This is a genomic window from Homoserinimonas sp. A447, assembly GCF_054489325.1.
The window spans coordinates 2,669,504-2,686,451 of the sequence record NZ_JBTMWW010000001.1 but is presented as its reverse complement, the minus strand read 5'-3'; the positions used below and the strand labels follow the sequence as shown (position 1 = coordinate 2,686,451).

Below are 16,948 nucleotides of genomic sequence, written 5' to 3'. Positions count from 1 at the left end.
GGGCAACAAGTGCTCACTCGCGGCGGAGTCACGCCTTTCCCCGCCTCACTGACGCCAGGAGCCACCATGCCGTCCACGCGCATCCGCCCGGAACGCGTCCCCCGCCGAATCGCGTTCAGCCAAACGCTCGGACGCTGGGATCTCAAGTTCTCCCCGTACCTCTACGTCTCGCCCTTCTTCATCCTGTTCGCCATCGTCGGCCTCTTCCCGCTGATCTACACCGGCTGGGTCTCACTGCACGAATGGCACTTGATCGGCGGCCAGGGCGACTTCGTCGGCGTCGACAACTTCGTCTTCCTGTTCGGGCAACGCCACTTCTGGCTGGCCCTCGGCAACACGTTCAGCATCTTCCTGCTCTCCACAATCCCGCAGCTCGTCGTCGCCATCGTCATCGCGGCGATGCTCGACACCAACCTGCGGGCGAAAACCCTGTGGCGGATGGGAGTGCTCCTTCCCTACGTCGTCATGCCGGTCGCTGTCACCCTCATCTTCAGCAACATGTTCGCCGACAAGTACGGCCTGGTGAACACACTGCTGGGCCAGATCGGGCTCGGACCGGTCGGCTTCCACTCCGACGCATTCTCCAGTCACATCGCGATCGCCACCATGGTCAACTTCCGCTGGACCGGCTACAACGCACTCATCCTCCTCGCCGGCATGCAGGCGATCCCCCGCGACTATTACGAGGCGGCGACCATCGACGGCGCCGGGCGCATCCGCCAGTTCTTCGCCATCACGGTGCCGCAGCTTCGGCCGACCATCATCTTCGTCGTCATCATGTCGACCATCGGCGGCCTGCAGATCTTCGACGAACCGCGGCTGTACGACCAGTTCGGCCAGGGCGGTGCCGATGGCCAATGGATGACCCTGACCATCTACCTTTACAACCTCGGCTGGGGCCAGCTGAACTTCGGCCGCGCAGCCGCCGTCGCCTGGCTGCTCTTCCTGGTCATCGTGCTCATCGGCCTGGTCAACTTCTTCATCACCAAACGAATCGCCACCAGCGAGGGGAGAGCCGGATGAGCACCGTCACCGAACGCGCACGGTTGCGGAGGGCCCGTTCCGTCATCAACCAACGGCCGGGCTTCCTGGTGTACGGCCTGCTCTCGGCCGTCCTGCTCGGTGCCGCCTTCCCCCTCTACTGGTCGATCCTGATCGGCAGCGGCGACGCCTACACGATCAACGACCCGAACATGAGCTGGTTACCCGGGGGCAACTTCCTGGCCAACGCCGCCACGGTCATGGAGAACCAGAGCGTGCACTTCTGGAAGGCGCTCGGAAACAGCATCATCGTCTCGACAGTGGTGTCGGCATCCGTCGTCTTCTTCTCAACTCTGGCCGGCTACTCATTCGCCAAGCTGCGGTTCAAGGGCCGGCGCTGGATGCTCGTGTTCGTGGTGGCCACCATGGCGGTCCCCACCCAGCTGGGAGTCGTCCCGCTGTTCATCGTCATGTCGCAGCTCGGCTGGGCCGGATCGATCGGCGCCGTCATCGTGCCGGCACTGGTCTCGGCGTTCGGAGTGTTCTGGATGGCGCAGTACATCAGCCAATCGCTGCCGGACGAACTCGTCGAGGCCGGCCGCATCGACGGCGCCAACATGTTCCAGACCTTCTGGTACATCGGGCTGCCGTCCGCCCGACCGGCGGCAGCAATGCTCGCCCTGTTCACCTTCATCACCACCTGGACGAACTTCTTCTGGCCGTTCATCGTGCTCGACCGCAGCAATCCGACGCTCCCGGTCGCCCTCCAGCTTCTTCAGGGAGGCTACTTCGTGGACTACTCGGTGGTGCTTGCCGGCGTACTGTTGGCCACACTTCCACTGATCATCCTGTTCGCATTCACGGGCAAGCACCTCGTCACAGGCATCATGCAAGGAGCGGTAAAAGGTTGAACGAGTTCCCTCAAGACTTCCTGTTCGGGGTCGCCACCGCGGCGTACCAGATCGAAGGGGCTGCGCACGAAGACGGCCGCCGCGACTCCATCTGGGATGCCTTCTGCCGGGTGCCCGGTGCGGTGGTGAACGCCGACAACGGGGACGTGGCCTGCGACCACTACCACCGGTATGCCCAGGATGTCCGGATGATGGCCGACCTGGGCATCCAGACCTACCGGTTCTCGACATCCTGGGCGCGCATCCGCCCGGACGGCGGCCCGGTCAACCCGCTCGGCCTGGACTTCTACTCGCGCCTGGTCGACGAGCTGCTCGAGAACGGGATCAAACCCTGGCTCACCCTCTACCACTGGGACCTGCCTCAGGCACTCGAGGAGAAGGGCGGCTGGGCCAACCGCGACACCGCCCACCGCTTCGCCGAGTACGCGGGCGACGTGCACGACGCACTCGGCGACCGGGTGGATGCCTGGACGACCCTCAACGAACCGTGGTGCTCCTCATTCCTCAGCTACACCGGAGGAGAGCACGCGCCCGGCCGCCAATCCGTCGCCGACGGGCTCGCCGCCGGCCACCACCTGCTGCTCGCGCACGGCCTCGCGATCAAGGAGCTCCGGGCACGCGACGAGAAGCTCCAGCTCGGCATCACGCTGAACCTCACCGTTCCAGACCCGGTCGACCCGACCAAACCGGGCGATGTCGATGCGGCCCGGCGCATCGACGGACAGTTCAACCGGTTCTTCCTCGACCCGATCTTCCGGGGCGAGTACCCGGCCGACCTCCTGGCCGACCTCGACGGCCTCGGCCTGACCGAGAACATCCGCCCCGGCGACCTCGACACGATCAGCACGCCGATCGACGCGCTGGGCGTCAACTATTACCACGGGGAGGCGCTGAGCTCCGAGCCGCCGGCCGAGCCGGAGCTGAGCACCGCCGCCCCCTCCGAACGCCCGAAGCGTTCGCCGTTCCCCGCCGCCGACGGTGTGTACTGGCATCCGCGTGGCCTGCCGGTCACGGCCATGGGCTGGGAGGTGCAGCCGGAAGGGCTGACCAGGCTGCTGAACCGCGTGCACGAGGAGTATTCAGGCCCAGCGGAGGTCGCGCTGTACGTCACCGAGAACGGTGCGGCCTACGACGACACGGTCGAGGCTGACGGTTCCGTGCACGATACCGACCGCACCGAGTTCCTGCGCAGCCACCTGGCCGCGATCCGGGATGCCATCGAGCAGGGCACACCGGTCGGCGGCTACTTCTACTGGTCGCTGATGGACAACTTCGAGTGGGCCTGGGGCTACGACAAGAGGTTTGGGCTGGTTCGTGTCGACTACGAAACGCAGGAGCGGACCCTGAAGGACAGCGCCATCGAGTACCGCCGCATCATCGGTGACCGAGCCGTCTGAGGAAGCAAGTAGCTAGACTTTCGCACGATATGACAACCCTCAAACCGGCCCGTCGCGCCGCACCGACCCTCGAAGCGGTCGCCGCGGCCGCCGGTGTGTCGCGTTCCACCGCGTCGCGGGTGCTCAACGGGTCGAACAAGGTGAGCCCGGATGCTGTCGCGAGCGTCGAGAGGGCGGTCGCCCGCCTCGACTACGTTCCCAACCGGGCCGCCCGCTCCCTGGTGAACAGCCAGACCATGGCCCTCGCCCTGGTGGTGCCGGAAGACACCATCCGCTTCTTCGGCGACCCCTACTTCGCCGCCATCGTGCAAGGCATCGCTCGCGGGCTGGAAGACAGTGACTACGTGCTGACCCTGCAGTTGGCGAGCCAGTCAGTGCCGTCAGCGAAAACCATTCGTTACCTCAGCGGCGGCAACGTCGACGGCGCCTTCGTCGTGTCCCACCACTCCGGGGACCACTTCCTGGCGAGCCTCGGCTCCACGCTTCCGGTGGTGTTCGGCGGCCGGCCGCTCAGCACCGATGAACACCCGAACTACTTCGTCGACGTCGACAACACGGCGGCAGCGGCCATGGGCACGCGATACCTCATCGAGCAGGGCAGGCATCGCATCGCCACCATCGCCGGACCGCCGGACATGCCGGCCGGAATCGACCGCACCGAAGGGTGGAAGGCGGCCCTCGAGGCGAGCGGCCTTCCCGCCGACCGGCTGGTACACGGGGACTTCACCATGGCCGGAGGCGCCCAGGCGATGCGGGCACTGCTCGACACGCATCCGGACCTCGACGCCGTCTTCGTGGCCAGCGACCTGATGGCGGTCGGCGCCATCTCGGTGCTGCGGGAACGCGGAATCACCATCCCGCAGCAGGTGGCGATCGTCGGGTTCGACGACTCCCCCGCGGCGGCGACCGGCCCCATCCAGCTCACCACCGTTCACCAGCCATCCGTCGCCATGGGGATCAGGATGGCGGAGACCATGCTGGCCATCCTGCGCGGGGAGAACCCGGGGCGCGAGCACATCCTGCCAACGCACATGGTGGTGCGCGACTCCGCATAGCCTCACTCGAAGGCGATGCCGGCCTTCTCCAGGCGGCGGCGGATGATCGTGATCGACTCGTCGCCCTCATCGATGAGCAGGAACCTGCGCCCGAGCGCGCCGGCGACGGCGCCGGTGGTGCCACTGCCGGCGAAGAAGTCGAGCACCCAGTCACCCTCCCGGCTGGACGCCTGCACGATGCGGCGCAGCACGCCCTCCGGCTTCTGCGTCGGGTACCCGGTCTTCTCCTTGCCGGTGGGCGACACGATCGTGTGCCACCAGACATCCGTCGGCAGCTTGCCCCTGGCCGCCTTCTCCGGCGTGACCAGCCCGGGCGCCATGTATGGTTCGCGATCGACCGCCTCGGAATTGAAGTGGTAGCCGGCCGGGTTCTTCACGTAGACGAGGATCGTGTCGTGCTTGGTCGGCCAGCGGCTCTTCGACTTGGCGCCGTAATCGTAGGCCCAGATGATCTCGTTGAGGAAGCACTCCCGGCCGAACAGCGCGTCGAGCAGCACCTTGGCGTAGTGGGCCTCGCGATAGTCGAGGTGCAGGTACAGGGTGCCGTCATCCGCCAGCAGTCGCCACGCCTCGGCGAGGCGCGGTTCGAGGAACGACCAGTAGTCCTCGAAGTGGTCGTCGTAGCTCATCAGGTCGCCGCGGATCCGCTCGTACTGGAGGCCCTTGAACCCGGTGATGGATCCGACCGTGCCCCTTGGAGACGGGCTGCGCACGCTAGTGGTGGACTGCCGCCGCTGGCTGCGCCCGGTGTTGAACGGCGGGTCGAGGTAGACCAGGGTGAACGCGCCATCCGGCAAGGCTGCGGTCACCTCGAGGTTGTCGCCCTGGATCACCCGGTTCGCGGAGGTCGGGGTCCAGGATGACGGCATGGGGCTATCTTCCCATTCAGCGGGGGGTGCGGAGGGGCAGCACGATGGGACGGCCGGTCTCCGGCTGCGACATGATCTGCACGCCGAGGCCGTAGGCCTGCTCGACGAGTTCCGCCGTCAGCACCTCGGCCGGGGTGCCGACCGTCATGAGCCGACCGCCGGCGAGCAGCGCGATCCGGTCGGCGTACGCGCCGGCCAACGACAGGTCGTGCAGCACGACGATGACCGCCTTGCCCTCCTGGGTGAGGGCGCGCGCCGTGTGCATGACGTCCTCCTGGTGCCGCAGGTCGAGGGCGGCGGTCGGCTCGTCCAGGAAAATCGTGTCTGTGTGCTGCGCGAGCGTCCGCGCCAGCGACACCCGCGCCTTCTCCCCGCCGGAGAGCGACGTGAAGCGACGCCCGGCCAGGTGCAGCACATCCGTCGTCTTCATCGCGTCGACCACGGCGGACTTGTCGTTCTCGTAGTCGGGAGTGCGCCCCCAGGGGCTGCGCCCCATCTCCACGACCTCGTGCACGCGGAACGGGAAGCTGACCGCGTTCTCCTGTGTAAGCACCGCCCGGCGCTGCGCCAGCTCGAGGTGTTTCATCGAATAGACGTCGACGCCCTCGAACGAGACCGTTCCGGTCGTCGGCCTGGTGTCACCGGAGAGCACGCCCAGCAGGGTCGACTTGCCGGCACCGTTCGGTCCCACCAGTGCCAGAACCTCGCCCGAGCGGATGTCCAGGTCGACCCCGTCGAGGATGGTCGCGCCCTCGATGGTGACGCCGACATTGGTTGCCTGAATGCGGGGTGCTGCGGCATCCGTCATCATGCCCACCCGCCACTCTGCTTGCGGGCCCGGTAGAGCAGGAAGAAGAAGAATGGGCCGCCGATGAGAGAGGTCAGCATGCCGATCGGCAGGTCCGCGCCGGGGATCATGGTGCGTGCGATCAGGTCGGCGAACACCATCAGCACCCCACCGCCCACGGCGCTGGCCAGGATCAGCGGGCGGTGCTTGGGTCCGATCGCCATCCGCATGATGTGCGGCACGACCAGTCCGACGAAGGCGATGATGCCGCAGAAGGCGACCGCCGCACCGGTGAGCAGGGCAACCAGCAGGATCGACAGCACCCTCAGCAGCTCCACGTTCACGCCGAGGTGGCGGGCGGCACGCTCGCCCAGCGAGAACAGGTCGAACTTGCGGGCGAACAGCAGCGCGACAGCGAGCCCGGCGACGGCGATCACGGCGACGATCAGCACCTCCGACCAGCCGGAGCCGTTCAGCGACCCGAGCTGCCAGAAGATGATCTGCTCGCGACTCGCGGTGTCCCCGAAGAACAGCAGCAGCGCGAGGCCCGCCCCGCCGAACGCGTTGATGGCAATGCCGGTGAGCAGCAGGGTGACCACCTCGGTGCGGCCGCTCGCCCGGGAGACGAAGTAGACCAGCAGCACCGCCAGCAGTCCCCCCGCAAACGCGAAGGCGGCGGTGCTCCAGCTGCCGAGAACGGTCAAACCGAGGACGATACTGACGGATGCGCCGAGCGCGGCTCCCGAAGAAACGCCCACCACCCCGGGTTCAGCCAGCGGGTTGCCGAAGATCGCCTGCATGACGGCACCGGCGACGGCGAGGGCCGCCCCGACCATGATCCCCATGACCAGTCGCGGGAAGCGCACCACCCAGAGCGTGGACTCGATGATCGGATCATCCGGCGCCCACTCGTTCGGCACGCCAACGGCCTGCAGGATGGACCCGAGGACCTCCGCCGGGGTGATCGGCAACTGTCCGGCGATGGCCGACAGCACAACGCCGAGAACCAGGGCCACCGTCAACACCAGCCCGAGGACGGCACCGCGCGCCAGCTGAGCGCGGCGCGCCCGAGAGGGAACCTCCGTCACGGAACCCGTTGCAGCCATGCCTCGGTGCCGAACTTCTCGGCGACCAGAAGCTCCGCCTGGTGCAGCTCGTCCTCGGTCACATCGGCGGCGGTGAGCCCGTAGAGACCACGGAAGGTTTCGATCATCCGCTCGATGATCTCGGCGCGGCTGAGGCCGGTCTGGCTGCGAAGCGGGTCGACTCGCTTGTTGGCGCTCTTGGTTCCCTTGTCGCTCATCTTCTCGCGGCCGATGCGGAGGACCTCGACCATTTTGTCGGCGTCCAGGTCGTAGCTCATGGTCACGTGGTGCAGCACAGCACCACTGCCGAGACGCTTCTGGGCGGCACCGCCGATCTTGCCCTTCGTACTGGTGATGTCGTTGAGCGGCTGGTAGAACGCGTCTATGCCGAGGGACTTCAGGGCGGTGATGACCCACTCGTCGAGGTAGGCATAGGAGTCGGCGAAGGTCATCCCCTGCACCAGCTCTGCCGGCGCGTAGATCGAGTAGGTGATGACCGACCCGGCCTCCATGAACATGGCGCCACCACCGCTGATCCGCCGCACCACCTCGATGCCGTACTTCTCGGCGTTCTCGCGGTCGACCTCGTTCTTCACCGACTGGAAGCTGCCGATGACAACAGCCGGCTCCTCCCACTCCCAGATGCGCAACGTCGGCTTGCGGCGTCCGGCACCGACCTCCTCGGCCAGAACCTGGTCGAGCGCCAACTGCAATGCGGGAGGGTAGGAGGCGCCGTGCACCAGCTGCCAGTCGTAGTCGGTCCACTCGGTTGCTCGGGCCAGCGACCGCCGGATGGCCACCGCGATGGCTTCCGGCGAGAATCCGAGGAGCAGTGCGCCGTCCGGTAGTGCCTCATGGATGGCAGCGGCGATGCTCGACGCGTCACTGCTCTCGGGCAGGCCGTTCACGGCGCTGTTGATGCGGTCGAGCGCGTAGTCGGGCTCGAGGAAGAAGTCACCGGCGAGGCGGAAGCCCGCGAGCTTTCCGTCGGCGACCTCGAGATCGACGACGACGAGCTTTCCGCCGGGGACCTTGTACTCGCCGTGCATCCGTTACTCCTCAGAATCGGTTCTTGGGTTAGCCTAACGGCCCTTCCGGGACCGCCGACGCGGGCGCCAGCGCGGTCTCGGGAGGCGCACCCGGGTCGGCAGCACCCATCCGAAGCGGCGGGCCAGTAGCGAGAGTCCGGCCCCGGTGAGGATCGCTGCGGCGGCACCGATCTCAGGCTGCCCCAGCTCGCTGAGCACCAGGGTGACCACGCAGGCAGCCAATGAACTGGTCGCGTAGAGCGTGTTGCCCCCGAAGATCGACGGGACCCTCATCAGCAGCACGTCCCGGACCATGCCGCCGCCGACCGCGGTGACCATGCCCAGGATGATCGCCGGCAGCCAGCCGAGCCCGGCGTCCAGGGCCTTCTCCACGCCGACGGCCGACCAGCATCCGACCGCGAGCGCGTCGACCAGCACGAGCGGTCTCTGGGTCCACTTGCCCTGCAGCGGCACCAGGAACGCGATCACTGCACCAACGATGGCCAGGATCAGGTAGTACGGATCGGTGAACGCCACCGGTACGCCGTTCTGCAGGAGGGTGTCGCGGATGATCCCGCCGCCAAGCCCGGACAGCACCGCCAGGATGCCGAAACCGACCAGGTCGAGGCGGGCGCTGCGGGCGGCGATCCCGCCGAGGATGGCGTTGCCGAGAACTCCGGCGAGGTCGACGATTCGGATGAGGTCGCCTACGTTCTCGACGGCAGGGTCCATCCGGCAATTATCCCTCTGGATCGACCGACTCGAGTTTAGTTAGCCTAACTAATTTGCTAGGCTAACGATTTATGCGACAAGAAGACATCCAGGAACTCCGGTTCGCGATCCAGAGGCTGGCCAGGCGCATCCGCGCCATGCAGGCAACCGATGTCACCGAAAGTCAGCGCACAGTGATGTTCACCCTGCACGGCGAGGGTCCACAAACGCTGGGCTCGCTCAGCGCCCATGAAGGTGTCACACCGCCCAGCATGAACCGCACCGTCAACGCGCTCGTCGCCGCCGGCCTGGTCACCCGTATCACGGCGGAGGACGACGCCCGCAAGGTGAAAGTCGACCTGTCCGATGCCGGCCGCGAGTTCATCCGCGAGACCAAGCGACGCCGCGACGCCTGGTTCACCACCCAGCTAGCCGCCCTGCCCCCCGACCAGCGCAAACTGCTCGAGCAGGTCACGCCCATCCTGAAAGAGCTGGCGAACAAGTGACGGCCATGTTCCGCTCCCTCGGCGTCTTCAACTACCGGGTCTGGTTCATCGGCGCCCTGATGTCGAACATCGGCACCTGGATGCAGCGCACCGCCCAGGACTGGATCGTCCTCACCGAGCTCACCGAACACGACGCGGCGGCGGTCGGTATCACCATGGCACTGCAGATGGGGCCGCAGCTCTTCCTGATGCCGGTCTCCGGCCTCATCGCGGACAGGGTCAACGTGCGGCGGATGCTCATGGTCACCCAGTCGACGATGGGTGCGCTCGCCGTGGGGCTGGGGCTGATCGTCGTGCTTGGTGTCGCCCAGTTGTGGCACGTCTACCTCTTCGCCCTGCTGCTCGGAATCACGGCGGCGATCGACGCCCCCATCCGCCAGACCTTCGTGGCAGAGCTGGTGTCGAAGAAGTACCTGACCAATGCTGTCTCGCTGAACTCCGTCTCCTTCCACACCGCCAGGATGATCGGCCCGGCCGTCGCCGGTGGCCTCACAGTCTTGGTTGGCGCGGGCCCTGTGTTCCTCATCAACGCGCTGACGTTCATCGCCACCCTGGTCGCGCTGCTGATGATCCGGGTGCGTGACCTGGGGCTGCAGCCCAGGGCATCCCGGGCGAAGGGGCAGATCCGGGCGGGGTTCCGGTATGTGTTGGGCAGACCGCCGATCATCGTGATCATGATCATGGTGAGCCTGATCGGGACCTTCGGCCTCAACTTCTCGATCTACATCTCCACTATGGCGACCATCGAGTTCCACCGCGGCGCCGGAGAGTTCGGTTTCCTCTCCTCGGTGATGGCGATCGGCTCGGTTGCCGGTGCCCTGATGTCCGCCCGGCGGGAACGGCCACGGCTGCGCGTCATCTTCTCGTCCGCATTCTTCTTCGCGGCCGCCTGCCTGATCGCTGCGGTCATGCCGACACTTGAGTTGTTCGCGGTGGCACTGATGCTGGTCGGGCTGACCTCCCTGTCGTTCATGACGACCGCGAACGCCTTCGTGCAGACGACGGTGAAACCGGCAATGCGCGGGAGAGTGATGGCCCTCTACCTGGCGATCTTCGTCGGCGGTACGCCCATCGGAGCTCCGCTGGCCGGCTGGGTGGTCAACCAGTTCGGGCCGCGCTGGGGGCTGGGTGTGGCGGTTGCCGCCGGCCTGCTGGCTGCGGCGGTGTGCCTGTTCTGGATGGTCAGGTACCAGAACCTGCGGGTTCGCGTTCACAAGGGCCGGCGCCCGCTGCGCGTCTCGTACGGTCACCATACGAACCGTGCACTGGCCACTCAGGAGATCGCCATCGTCGAGGCGGAGGCCCAGCGCTCCTGACCCGCTACCGCTTCGCGATGCGGTCGTCCATCCACTCAATGGTGTCGTCGATCACCTCGTCGGCGTTCGTCTCGTTGAAGATCTCGTGCCGGGCATCCGTGTAGATGATCAGTTCGACGTCGCTCAGCCCGGAGCGCTTCAGGTAGCTTTCGGCCAGCAGCTCGGCGCTGCGAGTACCACCGAACACGTCATCGCTGCCGATCTGGATCAGCACCGGAATGTCGTGCGCGATGTTGCGGGACGGACGCCCCAGCAGGCGGATGCTGTCGGCCAGTCCGAAGGCCTTCAGCGCTTCCGCCGTGAAAGCCAGCGGGTCCTCCACGAACGCCTCGGCGACCTGCGGGTCGCGGCTCAGCCACTCGTGGCCGGTGGATCCCAGGTTCTTGTGCCTGGCGTTCAGCTTGCCGCCGTTCATCCGCCGCAGTGTGCGGTACGCGGTACCAGTCAGGATGACGGCGTCATAGTTCTCGGATGCCGTATTGATGATCTTCTGAACGATGATCGAGCCCCAACTGTGGCCGAGCAGCACCAGCTGCAGTCCCTCATTCTCCGAGTGGATGATGCCGGTCAACTGTTCGACGGCCTGCACGGTCGCGCGCATTCCGCCTCGCCCGAGCTTTCCCAGCTTGGTGGCGTCCGAGTCCCATTGCTGCATGCCGGTGCGGCCGTGGCCACGATGGTCGTCGGCGTAGACCGTGTAGCCGGCGGTCACCAGGCGCTGCGCCAGCGCTTCGTAACGACCCAGGTGATCGCCGAGTCCGTGGGCGAGCTGCACGACCGCCTTCGGCTTTCCCGCCTTCCAGACGGAGAAGTGGATGGTCACGCCGTACGCGTCCGTGAAGGTGCGATCCTGCCGCGCCGCAGTGAATCGGATCACCGTACCTCCACTCATCGTTGTCGTGACTGACAGTGTATTTGGCGGGGGGTCGCCGTGGGAACTTGGGGCGAGGTCCGTAGTGTGTAAGTAGGAAGAACAGGACACCCCATGGTCAAGCGCCGACTCCCACGCCCCCGCGAGCTCGCCCCGCTGATGAAGTTCAAGACGCCAGAGTTGAATGCGAGACGACGTCGCCTGGCGAGCGCGCTCACCATCTACGACCTGCGGACGATCGCCCAGCGGCGCACCCCGAAAGCAGCATTCGACTACACCGACGGGGCTGCCGAGGCGGAGGTTTCACTGGCGCGGGCCCGCCAGGCGTTCGAAGACGTGGAGTTCTCACCGAGCATCCTCCGCGATGTGTCCACCGTGTCGACCGGATGGGATGTCCTGGGCGCACCCGTCGCCCTGCCGTTCGGAATCGCACCGACCGGTTTCACCCGGATGATGCAGACCGAGGGGGAGATCGCCGGTGCCGGCGCGGCCGGAGCCGCGGGTATCCCCTTCAGCCTCTCGACGATGGGGACCTCGTCGATCGAGGATGTGCGGGACGCGAACCCGCACGGCCGCAACTGGTTCCAGCTGTACATGTGGAAGGACCGCGAACGCTCGATGGCCCTGGTCGACCGGGCGGCGCAGGCGGGGTACGACACGTTGCTGGTGACGGTGGACGTGCCGGTCGCCGGTGCCCGCCTGCGCGATACCCGCAACGGGATGTCCATTCCCCCGTCACTCACACCGAGGACGGTCCTGGGCGCTATCCCCCGACCGGAGTGGTGGATCAACTTCCTCACCACTGAGCCGCTCGCCTTCGCCTCGATCGATCGTTGGCCCGGCACCGTCAGCGAGTTGATCAACACCATGTTCGACCCGACGGTCACGTTCGAAGACCTTGCCTGGATCAAGGAGCAATGGAAGGGCAAGCTCATCGTCAAGGGCGTGCAGAACCTGGACGACGCGAAGAAGCTGGCGACCATGGGCGTCGACGCCGTGACGCTGTCCAACCACGGGGGTCGCCAGCTCGATCGCGCCCCGATCCCGTTCCATTTGTTGCCGGATGTCGTTCGTGAGGTTGGCAGGGACCTCGAGGTCCACCTTGACACCGGCATCATGTCCGGGGCCGATGTCGTCGCATCCGTCGCGCTCGGTGCCCGCTTCACGATGATCGGCCGCGCCTACCTCTATGGGCTGATGGCGGGCGGGCGCGAAGGAGTCGACCGCTCCATCGAGATCCTCGGCGACCAGGTGGAACGCACGATGCGCCTGCTCGGGGTCGCATCACTCGAAGAGCTCGAGCCACGCCACGTCACGCAGCTACAGCGCCTGGTTCCCCGCCATCGGAGCGACTGATTCTGCGGCCACCGTGTTGTGCAGCAGTGCGGCGACCGCCGGCAGCCCGCCCGAGTTGAAGGCCGCACGTTGGCGGTCGGCACCGGCGCCCTCCGCGAAGAGGCGATCCAGCCATCCGCTCACCTTGTCGCGGTCGCCGTGCTCATCGAGTGCGCCGCCAATGAGGTCGAGCAGGTCACCAGTCACCTGCTTTGCGCTCAGCATCTCGCCCGTGTCAGGGTGCACGAGGTTCGCGCTGATGCCGTCCCGCGCCGCGTGCCACAGTGCGGCGTTCAGCAGCTCGGGCTCCGGGCCCGGCCCCGGGAACTCGCGCACCATCGCGGTCGCGACCAGGCCGCGGATGATGGCGGCGAGCAGCACAGACTGCCACGCTTCCAGCTGCGAGTCAGGGCCGCGAACCTCGATGGTCGGGTGCTTCTCGGAGAGACGGATGTTCCAGGCCAGCAATGCTCTGTCCATGTGGCCACCGACGCCGAGCAGGCTTGTGGTACGCCGCTCATAGTCCGCCGCATCGGCGAAGACCGGCGGGCATCCGTGGGTGGTCCAGCGTTGCAGGTTGATGGTGCGCCAACTGCTGAACCCGGTGTCGATGTTCTCCCAGAACGGCGAATTGCCTCCCAGCGCGACAATCACGGGCATCCACCGCCGCATGCGGTTCATCACCTGCACGCCAACCTCCCGGTTCGGAATCCCGATGTGGACGTGCAGGCCGTTGAGGAAATGCTGGCGAACCAGCGCGCGATAGTTGTTGCTTACCGCGTGGTAGCGCTGCTTGTTGGTGACCAGTCCCGCACCCGCCATTCTCGGCGGGGCGCCGGTGCCGGCCACCAGCACTCCGTGGGACTCTGCGGCCCCTCGCAGTCTGCGACGGAAGTCACCCAGGTCGCGCAGGCCCTCATCAAGGGTCGTGCAGACCGGGGTGGTGCGCTCCAACTGGCACACCAGGTACTCGCGTTGAACCTGCGGGCTCTCGGCCCGGCTGATCCCCAGGGTGCGGTAGACCTCATTGGCAGCGGATCGCGGCTCCAGCGTCAGCGGATCGAGGAACACGTACTCCTCTTCAATGCCGAAGGTTGCCACGCGTTCTCCTCAGGTCGGTATCCGCAGCTTAAGCAGCGTGGCTGGTGAACGTCAGTGCTTGACCAGAACGGATGCCGAACATCCGCTGGTCACTACGCGGGCGAGATCGTGCGGAATCCGAGTTCGGCCGCTGAGATCAACAACCGCGTGTCATATGCGCAGACGACATCCGCACCCATCAGCGTCGCGGTGGCCAGGTGGATCGCATCCAGGCTGCGAAGCGTTGAAGGACCGATCCGGCGGGCGATTTCTGCCACCGGCTCGGTGATGCGGCACTCGGTGATGCCTGCCACAGCGTTCTCTATCGACAGCACGACCTCTGCGGGCGGCTCCTGATCCAGCCGCGACCGCACGGTTCGCGTTACTTCTATCCATGCCAGCGTCGACGAGTACAGCACGGATTGTTCCGCCACCCACTGATCGATGGCGTCGATCAGCGCTGCGGACTCATGCTCGCGGATTGCTCGCTTGATGAGGGCGCTGCTGTCGACGTAAATTCGCACTCAGATTCGGTCTTCGCGATCGAGAAGATCGAGAGACGTGACGCCCTCGGGAAGTTCCAGAAGCCGGTGGGGTCGCCGATAGGGAACCCGTGGCGGGATCACGGTGCCGTCTGCGATGAGATCATCCATCGAACGCGATCGGGGTATGACTCCGATTCCGAGATACCGATCGATGGCCTCCCGGATCAGTTCCTGTTGCGAGCGCCCGGAGCGTTCGGCGGCTTCGCGGAGTGCGGTTTCTGCCTCGGGGCGGAGCCGAAGGTTGGTGGCCATGGGAAATATGGTACCGCTCCTGGTACCAGGTCGGTACCGTCGCCCCCAAGGTGAAAAGGCAGAAAGTCACCGATAGTGGTCGGGTTTCGGTGACTTTCTGCCTTCTCGCGGGCGGGTACCCGGGGTTCGGCTGCTAGGCCTTCAATTCTTCGAGCACTGCCTCGAGCTGGGCGACGGCGAAGTCGAGGTCTTCGGCCTCGACAACGATCGGCGGGGCCAGGCGGATGGTCGAACCGTGGGTGTCCTTCGCCAGGACTCCACGCTCCATCAGTCGCTCGCACACCACGCGGCCGGGAGCCAGTTCGGGGTCGATGTCGATACCGGCCCAGAGCCCGGCGGTGCGCACGGCGATCACGCCGTTGCCGATCAAGCGTTCGAGGTCGACACGCAGGCGCTCGCCCAGCACACGGGCTCGCTCCTGGTACTCGCCGGTCGCGAGCAGGTCGACGACTGCGTGGCCGACAGCCGCCGCGAGCGGATTTCCGCCGAAGGTTGAGCCGTGCTCGCCCGGCCGGAGCACCCCGAGCACGTCGCGGTTGCCGACAACGGCGCTGACCGGCACGATACCGGCGCCGAGCGCCTTGCCGAGCAGGTACAGGTCGGGGACGACTCCGACGTTGTCGCACTGGAACGTTGCGCCGGTTCTGCCGAGCCCTGACTGGATCTCGTCGGCGATGAAGAGAACGTTCAGACGGGACGTGATCTCCCGCACGGCAGGCAGGTAGTCTGCTGGGGGAACCAGCACACCGGCCTCGCCCTGGATCGGCTCGATCAGTACCGCAACGGTGTTCTCGTCGATGGCAGCCTCGAGGGCGGCGGCGTCACCATACGGGACCGAACGGAAACCGGGGGTGTACGGGCCGAAGTCAGCGCGCGCCTCCTCATCGTTCGAGAAGCTGATGATGGTGGTGGTGCGACCGTGGAAGTTGCCGTCGGCCACGATGATGTTGGCCTGGTCGGCGGCAACGCCCTTCACCCGGTAACCCCAGGCGCGGGCCACCTTGATGCCGGACTCGACCGCTTCGGCACCGGTGTTCATCGGCAGCACCATGTCCTTGCCCGCCAGTTCGGCGAGCGCGGTCACGAACGGGCCGAGCTGGTCGTTGTGGAACGCGCGGCTGGTCAGGGTGACCCGGTCGAGCTGCTCCTTGGCCACCGCGATCAGGCCCGCATGGCTGTGGCCGAAGTTGACGGCGGAGTACGCGGCCAGGCAGTCCAGGTAGCGGCGACCCTCGACATCCGTCACCCAGGCACCCTCACCGTGGGAGACCACGACGGGCAGCGGGTGGTAGTTGTGCGCAGCGTGCTCCTCTTCGAGCGCGATCGCGTCCGCGGTCAGCGGCGCAGTTCCAGCGTGCAGCATTTCACTCCTCCTCCGCCGAGCAGCAACTCGGACAGGTCGACACCAATGGGGTTGTAGCCGCGTTCACGCAGCTGACGCTCGAAATTCTTCGCGCGTGATGCGATGACCACGTTGTAGCCGTCGCTGTAGGAGTTGAGACCGAGAACGGCCGCATCCTCTTCGGTCGCGATGATCGCATCCGGGAACCGCGTGCGCAGCTCTGCCAGGCTGGCCGCGCTGAACGCCGACTCGAGGTACGCGATGTTCGTGTCGTCGAGCTTCGCGATGGCCGTGTCAACGTGGTAGAAGCTCGGGTTCGACAGCTCCAGCGAGACGACCTCGCGGCCGGAGAGCTCTGCCAGCTCACGGTGGCTGTCAGTCGAGCTCCGGAAACCGGTGCCGGCCAGGATGACGTCGCCGACCAGCAGGAAGTCGCCCTCCCCCTCGTTCACGAACTTCGGCTCGTGCACATCGAATCCGTTCGTGCGGAACCAGTCCATGTACGCAGGACCCTCGGCCTGGCGCTGCGGATGCGTAAAGCTGGCACCGTATGCCTTGCCGTCGATCACGAATCCGCCGTTCGCGGCGTAGACCATGTCGGGCAGTCCGTCGATCGGGTCGATCAGGTGTACATCGAAGCCGAGGTCGAGGTAGGTCTGGTACAGAACCTCCCACTGGGAGACAGCGAGCGAGGTGTCGGTTGGCTGCTCCGGGTGCATCCACGGGTTGATGCGGTAGTTCACGGTGAAGTATTCCGGGCGGCACATGAGGATGGAGCGCTCGGTGGCCTGCCTGGTTGGCGTGGACGCAGAGGTGTCGGTCAAAGTCATATTTCTAGTCTCACACGCACACAATGCAAGTTTGGTAACTTTTCGCG

The 16,948-nt window shown here is 66.2% G+C and carries 18 protein-coding genes; 7 read left to right on the top strand and 11 right to left on the bottom strand.

What is annotated here, in order from left to right:
- Positions 1-66: 66 nt before the first annotated feature.
- From ACX3O0_RS13245 to ACX3O0_RS13230, 4 genes are read left to right on the top strand one after another with little or no spacing between them, the layout of a single operon-like run.
- Positions 67-1,023 carry a carbohydrate ABC transporter permease gene (locus ACX3O0_RS13245; RefSeq protein ID WP_459108014.1) on the top strand — a complete coding sequence of 319 codons (957 nt, stop codon included), beginning with the start codon at positions 67-69 and terminating at the stop codon, positions 1,021-1,023.
- Positions 1,020-1,892 carry a carbohydrate ABC transporter permease gene (locus ACX3O0_RS13240; protein WP_459108013.1) on the top strand — a complete coding sequence of 291 codons (873 nt, stop codon included), beginning with the start codon at positions 1,020-1,022 and terminating at the stop codon, positions 1,890-1,892. The genes ACX3O0_RS13245 and ACX3O0_RS13240 overlap by 4 nt, the downstream gene beginning before the upstream one ends.
- On the top strand, positions 1,889-3,289 hold the full coding sequence (locus ACX3O0_RS13235; RefSeq protein ID WP_459108012.1) for a GH1 family beta-glucosidase: 1,401 nt from the start codon (positions 1,889-1,891) through the stop codon (positions 3,287-3,289). The genes ACX3O0_RS13240 and ACX3O0_RS13235 overlap by 4 nt, the downstream gene beginning before the upstream one ends.
- 29 nt (positions 3,290-3,318) lie before the next feature.
- Positions 3,319-4,344 (top strand): LacI family DNA-binding transcriptional regulator, encoded by a 1,026-nt coding sequence (locus tag ACX3O0_RS13230; protein WP_459108011.1) that lies wholly within the window; start codon positions 3,319-3,321, stop codon positions 4,342-4,344.
- 2 nt (positions 4,345-4,346) lie between these two features.
- Here ACX3O0_RS13230 and ACX3O0_RS13225 read toward each other — a convergent pair whose 3' ends face one another.
- Genes ACX3O0_RS13225 through ACX3O0_RS13205 form a run of 5 tightly spaced genes read right to left on the bottom strand, consistent with a single transcriptional unit; the run spans position 4,347 to position 8,845 of the window.
- On the bottom strand, positions 4,347-5,213 hold the full coding sequence (locus tag ACX3O0_RS13225) for a DNA-methyltransferase (protein ID WP_459108010.1): 867 nt from the start codon (positions 5,211-5,213) through the stop codon (positions 4,347-4,349).
- A gap of 16 nt (positions 5,214-5,229) precedes the next feature.
- Entirely contained in the window at positions 5,230-6,024 is a 795-nt protein-coding gene (locus ACX3O0_RS13220; protein ID WP_459108483.1) for a heme ABC transporter ATP-binding protein, read from the bottom strand.
- Positions 6,021-7,106, bottom strand: coding sequence for a FecCD family ABC transporter permease (locus ACX3O0_RS13215; protein ID WP_459108009.1), 1,086 nt, complete (start codon positions 7,104-7,106; stop codon positions 6,021-6,023). The genes ACX3O0_RS13220 and ACX3O0_RS13215 overlap by 4 nt, the downstream gene beginning before the upstream one ends.
- Entirely contained in the window at positions 7,085-8,134 is a 1,050-nt protein-coding gene (locus ACX3O0_RS13210) for a lipoate--protein ligase family protein (protein ID WP_459108008.1), read from the bottom strand. The genes ACX3O0_RS13215 and ACX3O0_RS13210 overlap by 22 nt, the downstream gene beginning before the upstream one ends.
- Before the next feature lie 33 nt (positions 8,135-8,167).
- Complete coding sequence (locus tag ACX3O0_RS13205; protein ID WP_459089593.1) at positions 8,168-8,845, bottom strand: trimeric intracellular cation channel family protein; 678 nt, start codon at positions 8,843-8,845, stop codon at positions 8,168-8,170.
- A gap of 71 nt (positions 8,846-8,916) precedes the next feature.
- Here ACX3O0_RS13205 and ACX3O0_RS13200 point away from each other — a divergent pair, with 71 nt between their 5' ends.
- Both ACX3O0_RS13200 and ACX3O0_RS13195 read left to right on the top strand, forming a co-directional pair.
- The gene (locus ACX3O0_RS13200; protein ID WP_459089591.1) at positions 8,917-9,330 is read left to right on the top strand and encodes a MarR family winged helix-turn-helix transcriptional regulator; all 414 of its coding nucleotides are present in this window, start codon (positions 8,917-8,919) and stop codon (positions 9,328-9,330) included.
- Positions 9,327-10,646, top strand: a complete 1,320-nt coding sequence (locus ACX3O0_RS13195) for an MFS transporter (protein WP_459108007.1) — start codon at positions 9,327-9,329, stop codon at positions 10,644-10,646. The genes ACX3O0_RS13200 and ACX3O0_RS13195 overlap by 4 nt, the downstream gene beginning before the upstream one ends.
- Before the next feature lie 4 nt (positions 10,647-10,650).
- On the opposite strand, the gene ACX3O0_RS13190 is transcribed toward ACX3O0_RS13195, so the two are convergent.
- A complete protein-coding gene (locus tag ACX3O0_RS13190; RefSeq protein WP_459108006.1) occupies positions 10,651-11,523 on the bottom strand; it encodes an alpha/beta hydrolase in 873 nt (290 codons plus the stop codon).
- A 108-nt stretch (positions 11,524-11,631) separates the two neighbouring features.
- Here ACX3O0_RS13190 and ACX3O0_RS13185 point away from each other — a divergent pair, with 108 nt between their 5' ends.
- Positions 11,632-12,873 (top strand): alpha-hydroxy acid oxidase, encoded by a 1,242-nt coding sequence (locus ACX3O0_RS13185; protein ID WP_459108005.1) that lies wholly within the window; start codon positions 11,632-11,634, stop codon positions 12,871-12,873.
- Here the strand turns inward: ACX3O0_RS13185 and ACX3O0_RS13180 are convergent.
- The 5 genes from ACX3O0_RS13180 to ddaH all read right to left on the bottom strand — a co-directional run bounded on the left by ACX3O0_RS13180 (position 12,838) and on the right by ddaH (position 16,901).
- Entirely contained in the window at positions 12,838-13,953 is a 1,116-nt protein-coding gene (locus ACX3O0_RS13180) for a carboxylate-amine ligase (protein WP_459108004.1), read from the bottom strand. The two genes, ACX3O0_RS13185 and ACX3O0_RS13180, sit on opposite strands and share 36 nt — an antisense overlap.
- A gap of 92 nt (positions 13,954-14,045) precedes the next feature.
- Positions 14,046-14,456: a type II toxin-antitoxin system VapC family toxin gene (locus ACX3O0_RS13175; protein ID WP_459108003.1), complete on the bottom strand. Its 411-nt coding sequence runs from the start codon at positions 14,454-14,456 to the stop codon at positions 14,046-14,048.
- Positions 14,457-14,729: a ribbon-helix-helix domain-containing protein gene (locus ACX3O0_RS13170; protein WP_459108002.1), complete on the bottom strand. Its 273-nt coding sequence runs from the start codon at positions 14,727-14,729 to the stop codon at positions 14,457-14,459.
- Positions 14,730-14,862: 133 nt separating this feature from the next.
- A complete protein-coding gene (gene rocD, locus ACX3O0_RS13165) occupies positions 14,863-16,092 on the bottom strand; it encodes an ornithine--oxo-acid transaminase (RefSeq protein ID WP_459108001.1) in 1,230 nt (409 codons plus the stop codon).
- Positions 16,065-16,901, bottom strand: coding sequence for a dimethylargininase (gene ddaH / locus ACX3O0_RS13160; RefSeq protein ID WP_459089575.1), 837 nt, complete (start codon positions 16,899-16,901; stop codon positions 16,065-16,067). The genes rocD and ddaH overlap by 28 nt, the downstream gene beginning before the upstream one ends.
- Positions 16,902-16,948: the final 47 nt, after the last annotated feature.

What these genes read in the sequence shown, in the direction of transcription:
- ddaH (WP_459089575.1), bottom strand. Translation starts at nt 16,901, where the DNA reads ATGACTTTGACCGACACCTCTGCGTCCACGCCAACCAGGCAGGCCACC.
- ACX3O0_RS13240 (WP_459108013.1), top strand. Translation starts at nt 1,020, where the DNA reads ATGAGCACCGTCACCGAACGCGCACGGTTGCGGAGGGCCCGTTCCGTC.
- ACX3O0_RS13225 (WP_459108010.1), bottom strand. Translation starts at nt 5,213, where the DNA reads ATGCCGTCATCCTGGACCCCGACCTCCGCGAACCGGGTGATCCAGGGC.
- ACX3O0_RS13220 (WP_459108483.1), bottom strand. Translation starts at nt 6,024, where the DNA reads ATGATGACGGATGCCGCAGCACCCCGCATTCAGGCAACCAATGTCGGC.
- ACX3O0_RS13170 (WP_459108002.1), bottom strand. Translation starts at nt 14,729, where the DNA reads ATGGCCACCAACCTTCGGCTCCGCCCCGAGGCAGAAACCGCACTCCGC.
- ACX3O0_RS13230 (WP_459108011.1), top strand. Translation starts at nt 3,319, where the DNA reads ATGACAACCCTCAAACCGGCCCGTCGCGCCGCACCGACCCTCGAAGCG.
- ACX3O0_RS13245 (WP_459108014.1), top strand. Translation starts at nt 67, where the DNA reads ATGCCGTCCACGCGCATCCGCCCGGAACGCGTCCCCCGCCGAATCGCG.
- ACX3O0_RS13215 (WP_459108009.1), bottom strand. Translation starts at nt 7,106, where the DNA reads ATGGCTGCAACGGGTTCCGTGACGGAGGTTCCCTCTCGGGCGCGCCGC.
- rocD (WP_459108001.1), bottom strand. Translation starts at nt 16,092, where the DNA reads ATGCTGCACGCTGGAACTGCGCCGCTGACCGCGGACGCGATCGCGCTC.
- ACX3O0_RS13205 (WP_459089593.1), bottom strand. Translation starts at nt 8,845, where the DNA reads ATGGACCCTGCCGTCGAGAACGTAGGCGACCTCATCCGAATCGTCGAC.
- ACX3O0_RS13210 (WP_459108008.1), bottom strand. Translation starts at nt 8,134, where the DNA reads ATGCACGGCGAGTACAAGGTCCCCGGCGGAAAGCTCGTCGTCGTCGAT.
- ACX3O0_RS13185 (WP_459108005.1), top strand. Translation starts at nt 11,632, where the DNA reads ATGGTCAAGCGCCGACTCCCACGCCCCCGCGAGCTCGCCCCGCTGATG.
- ACX3O0_RS13200 (WP_459089591.1), top strand. Translation starts at nt 8,917, where the DNA reads ATGCGACAAGAAGACATCCAGGAACTCCGGTTCGCGATCCAGAGGCTG.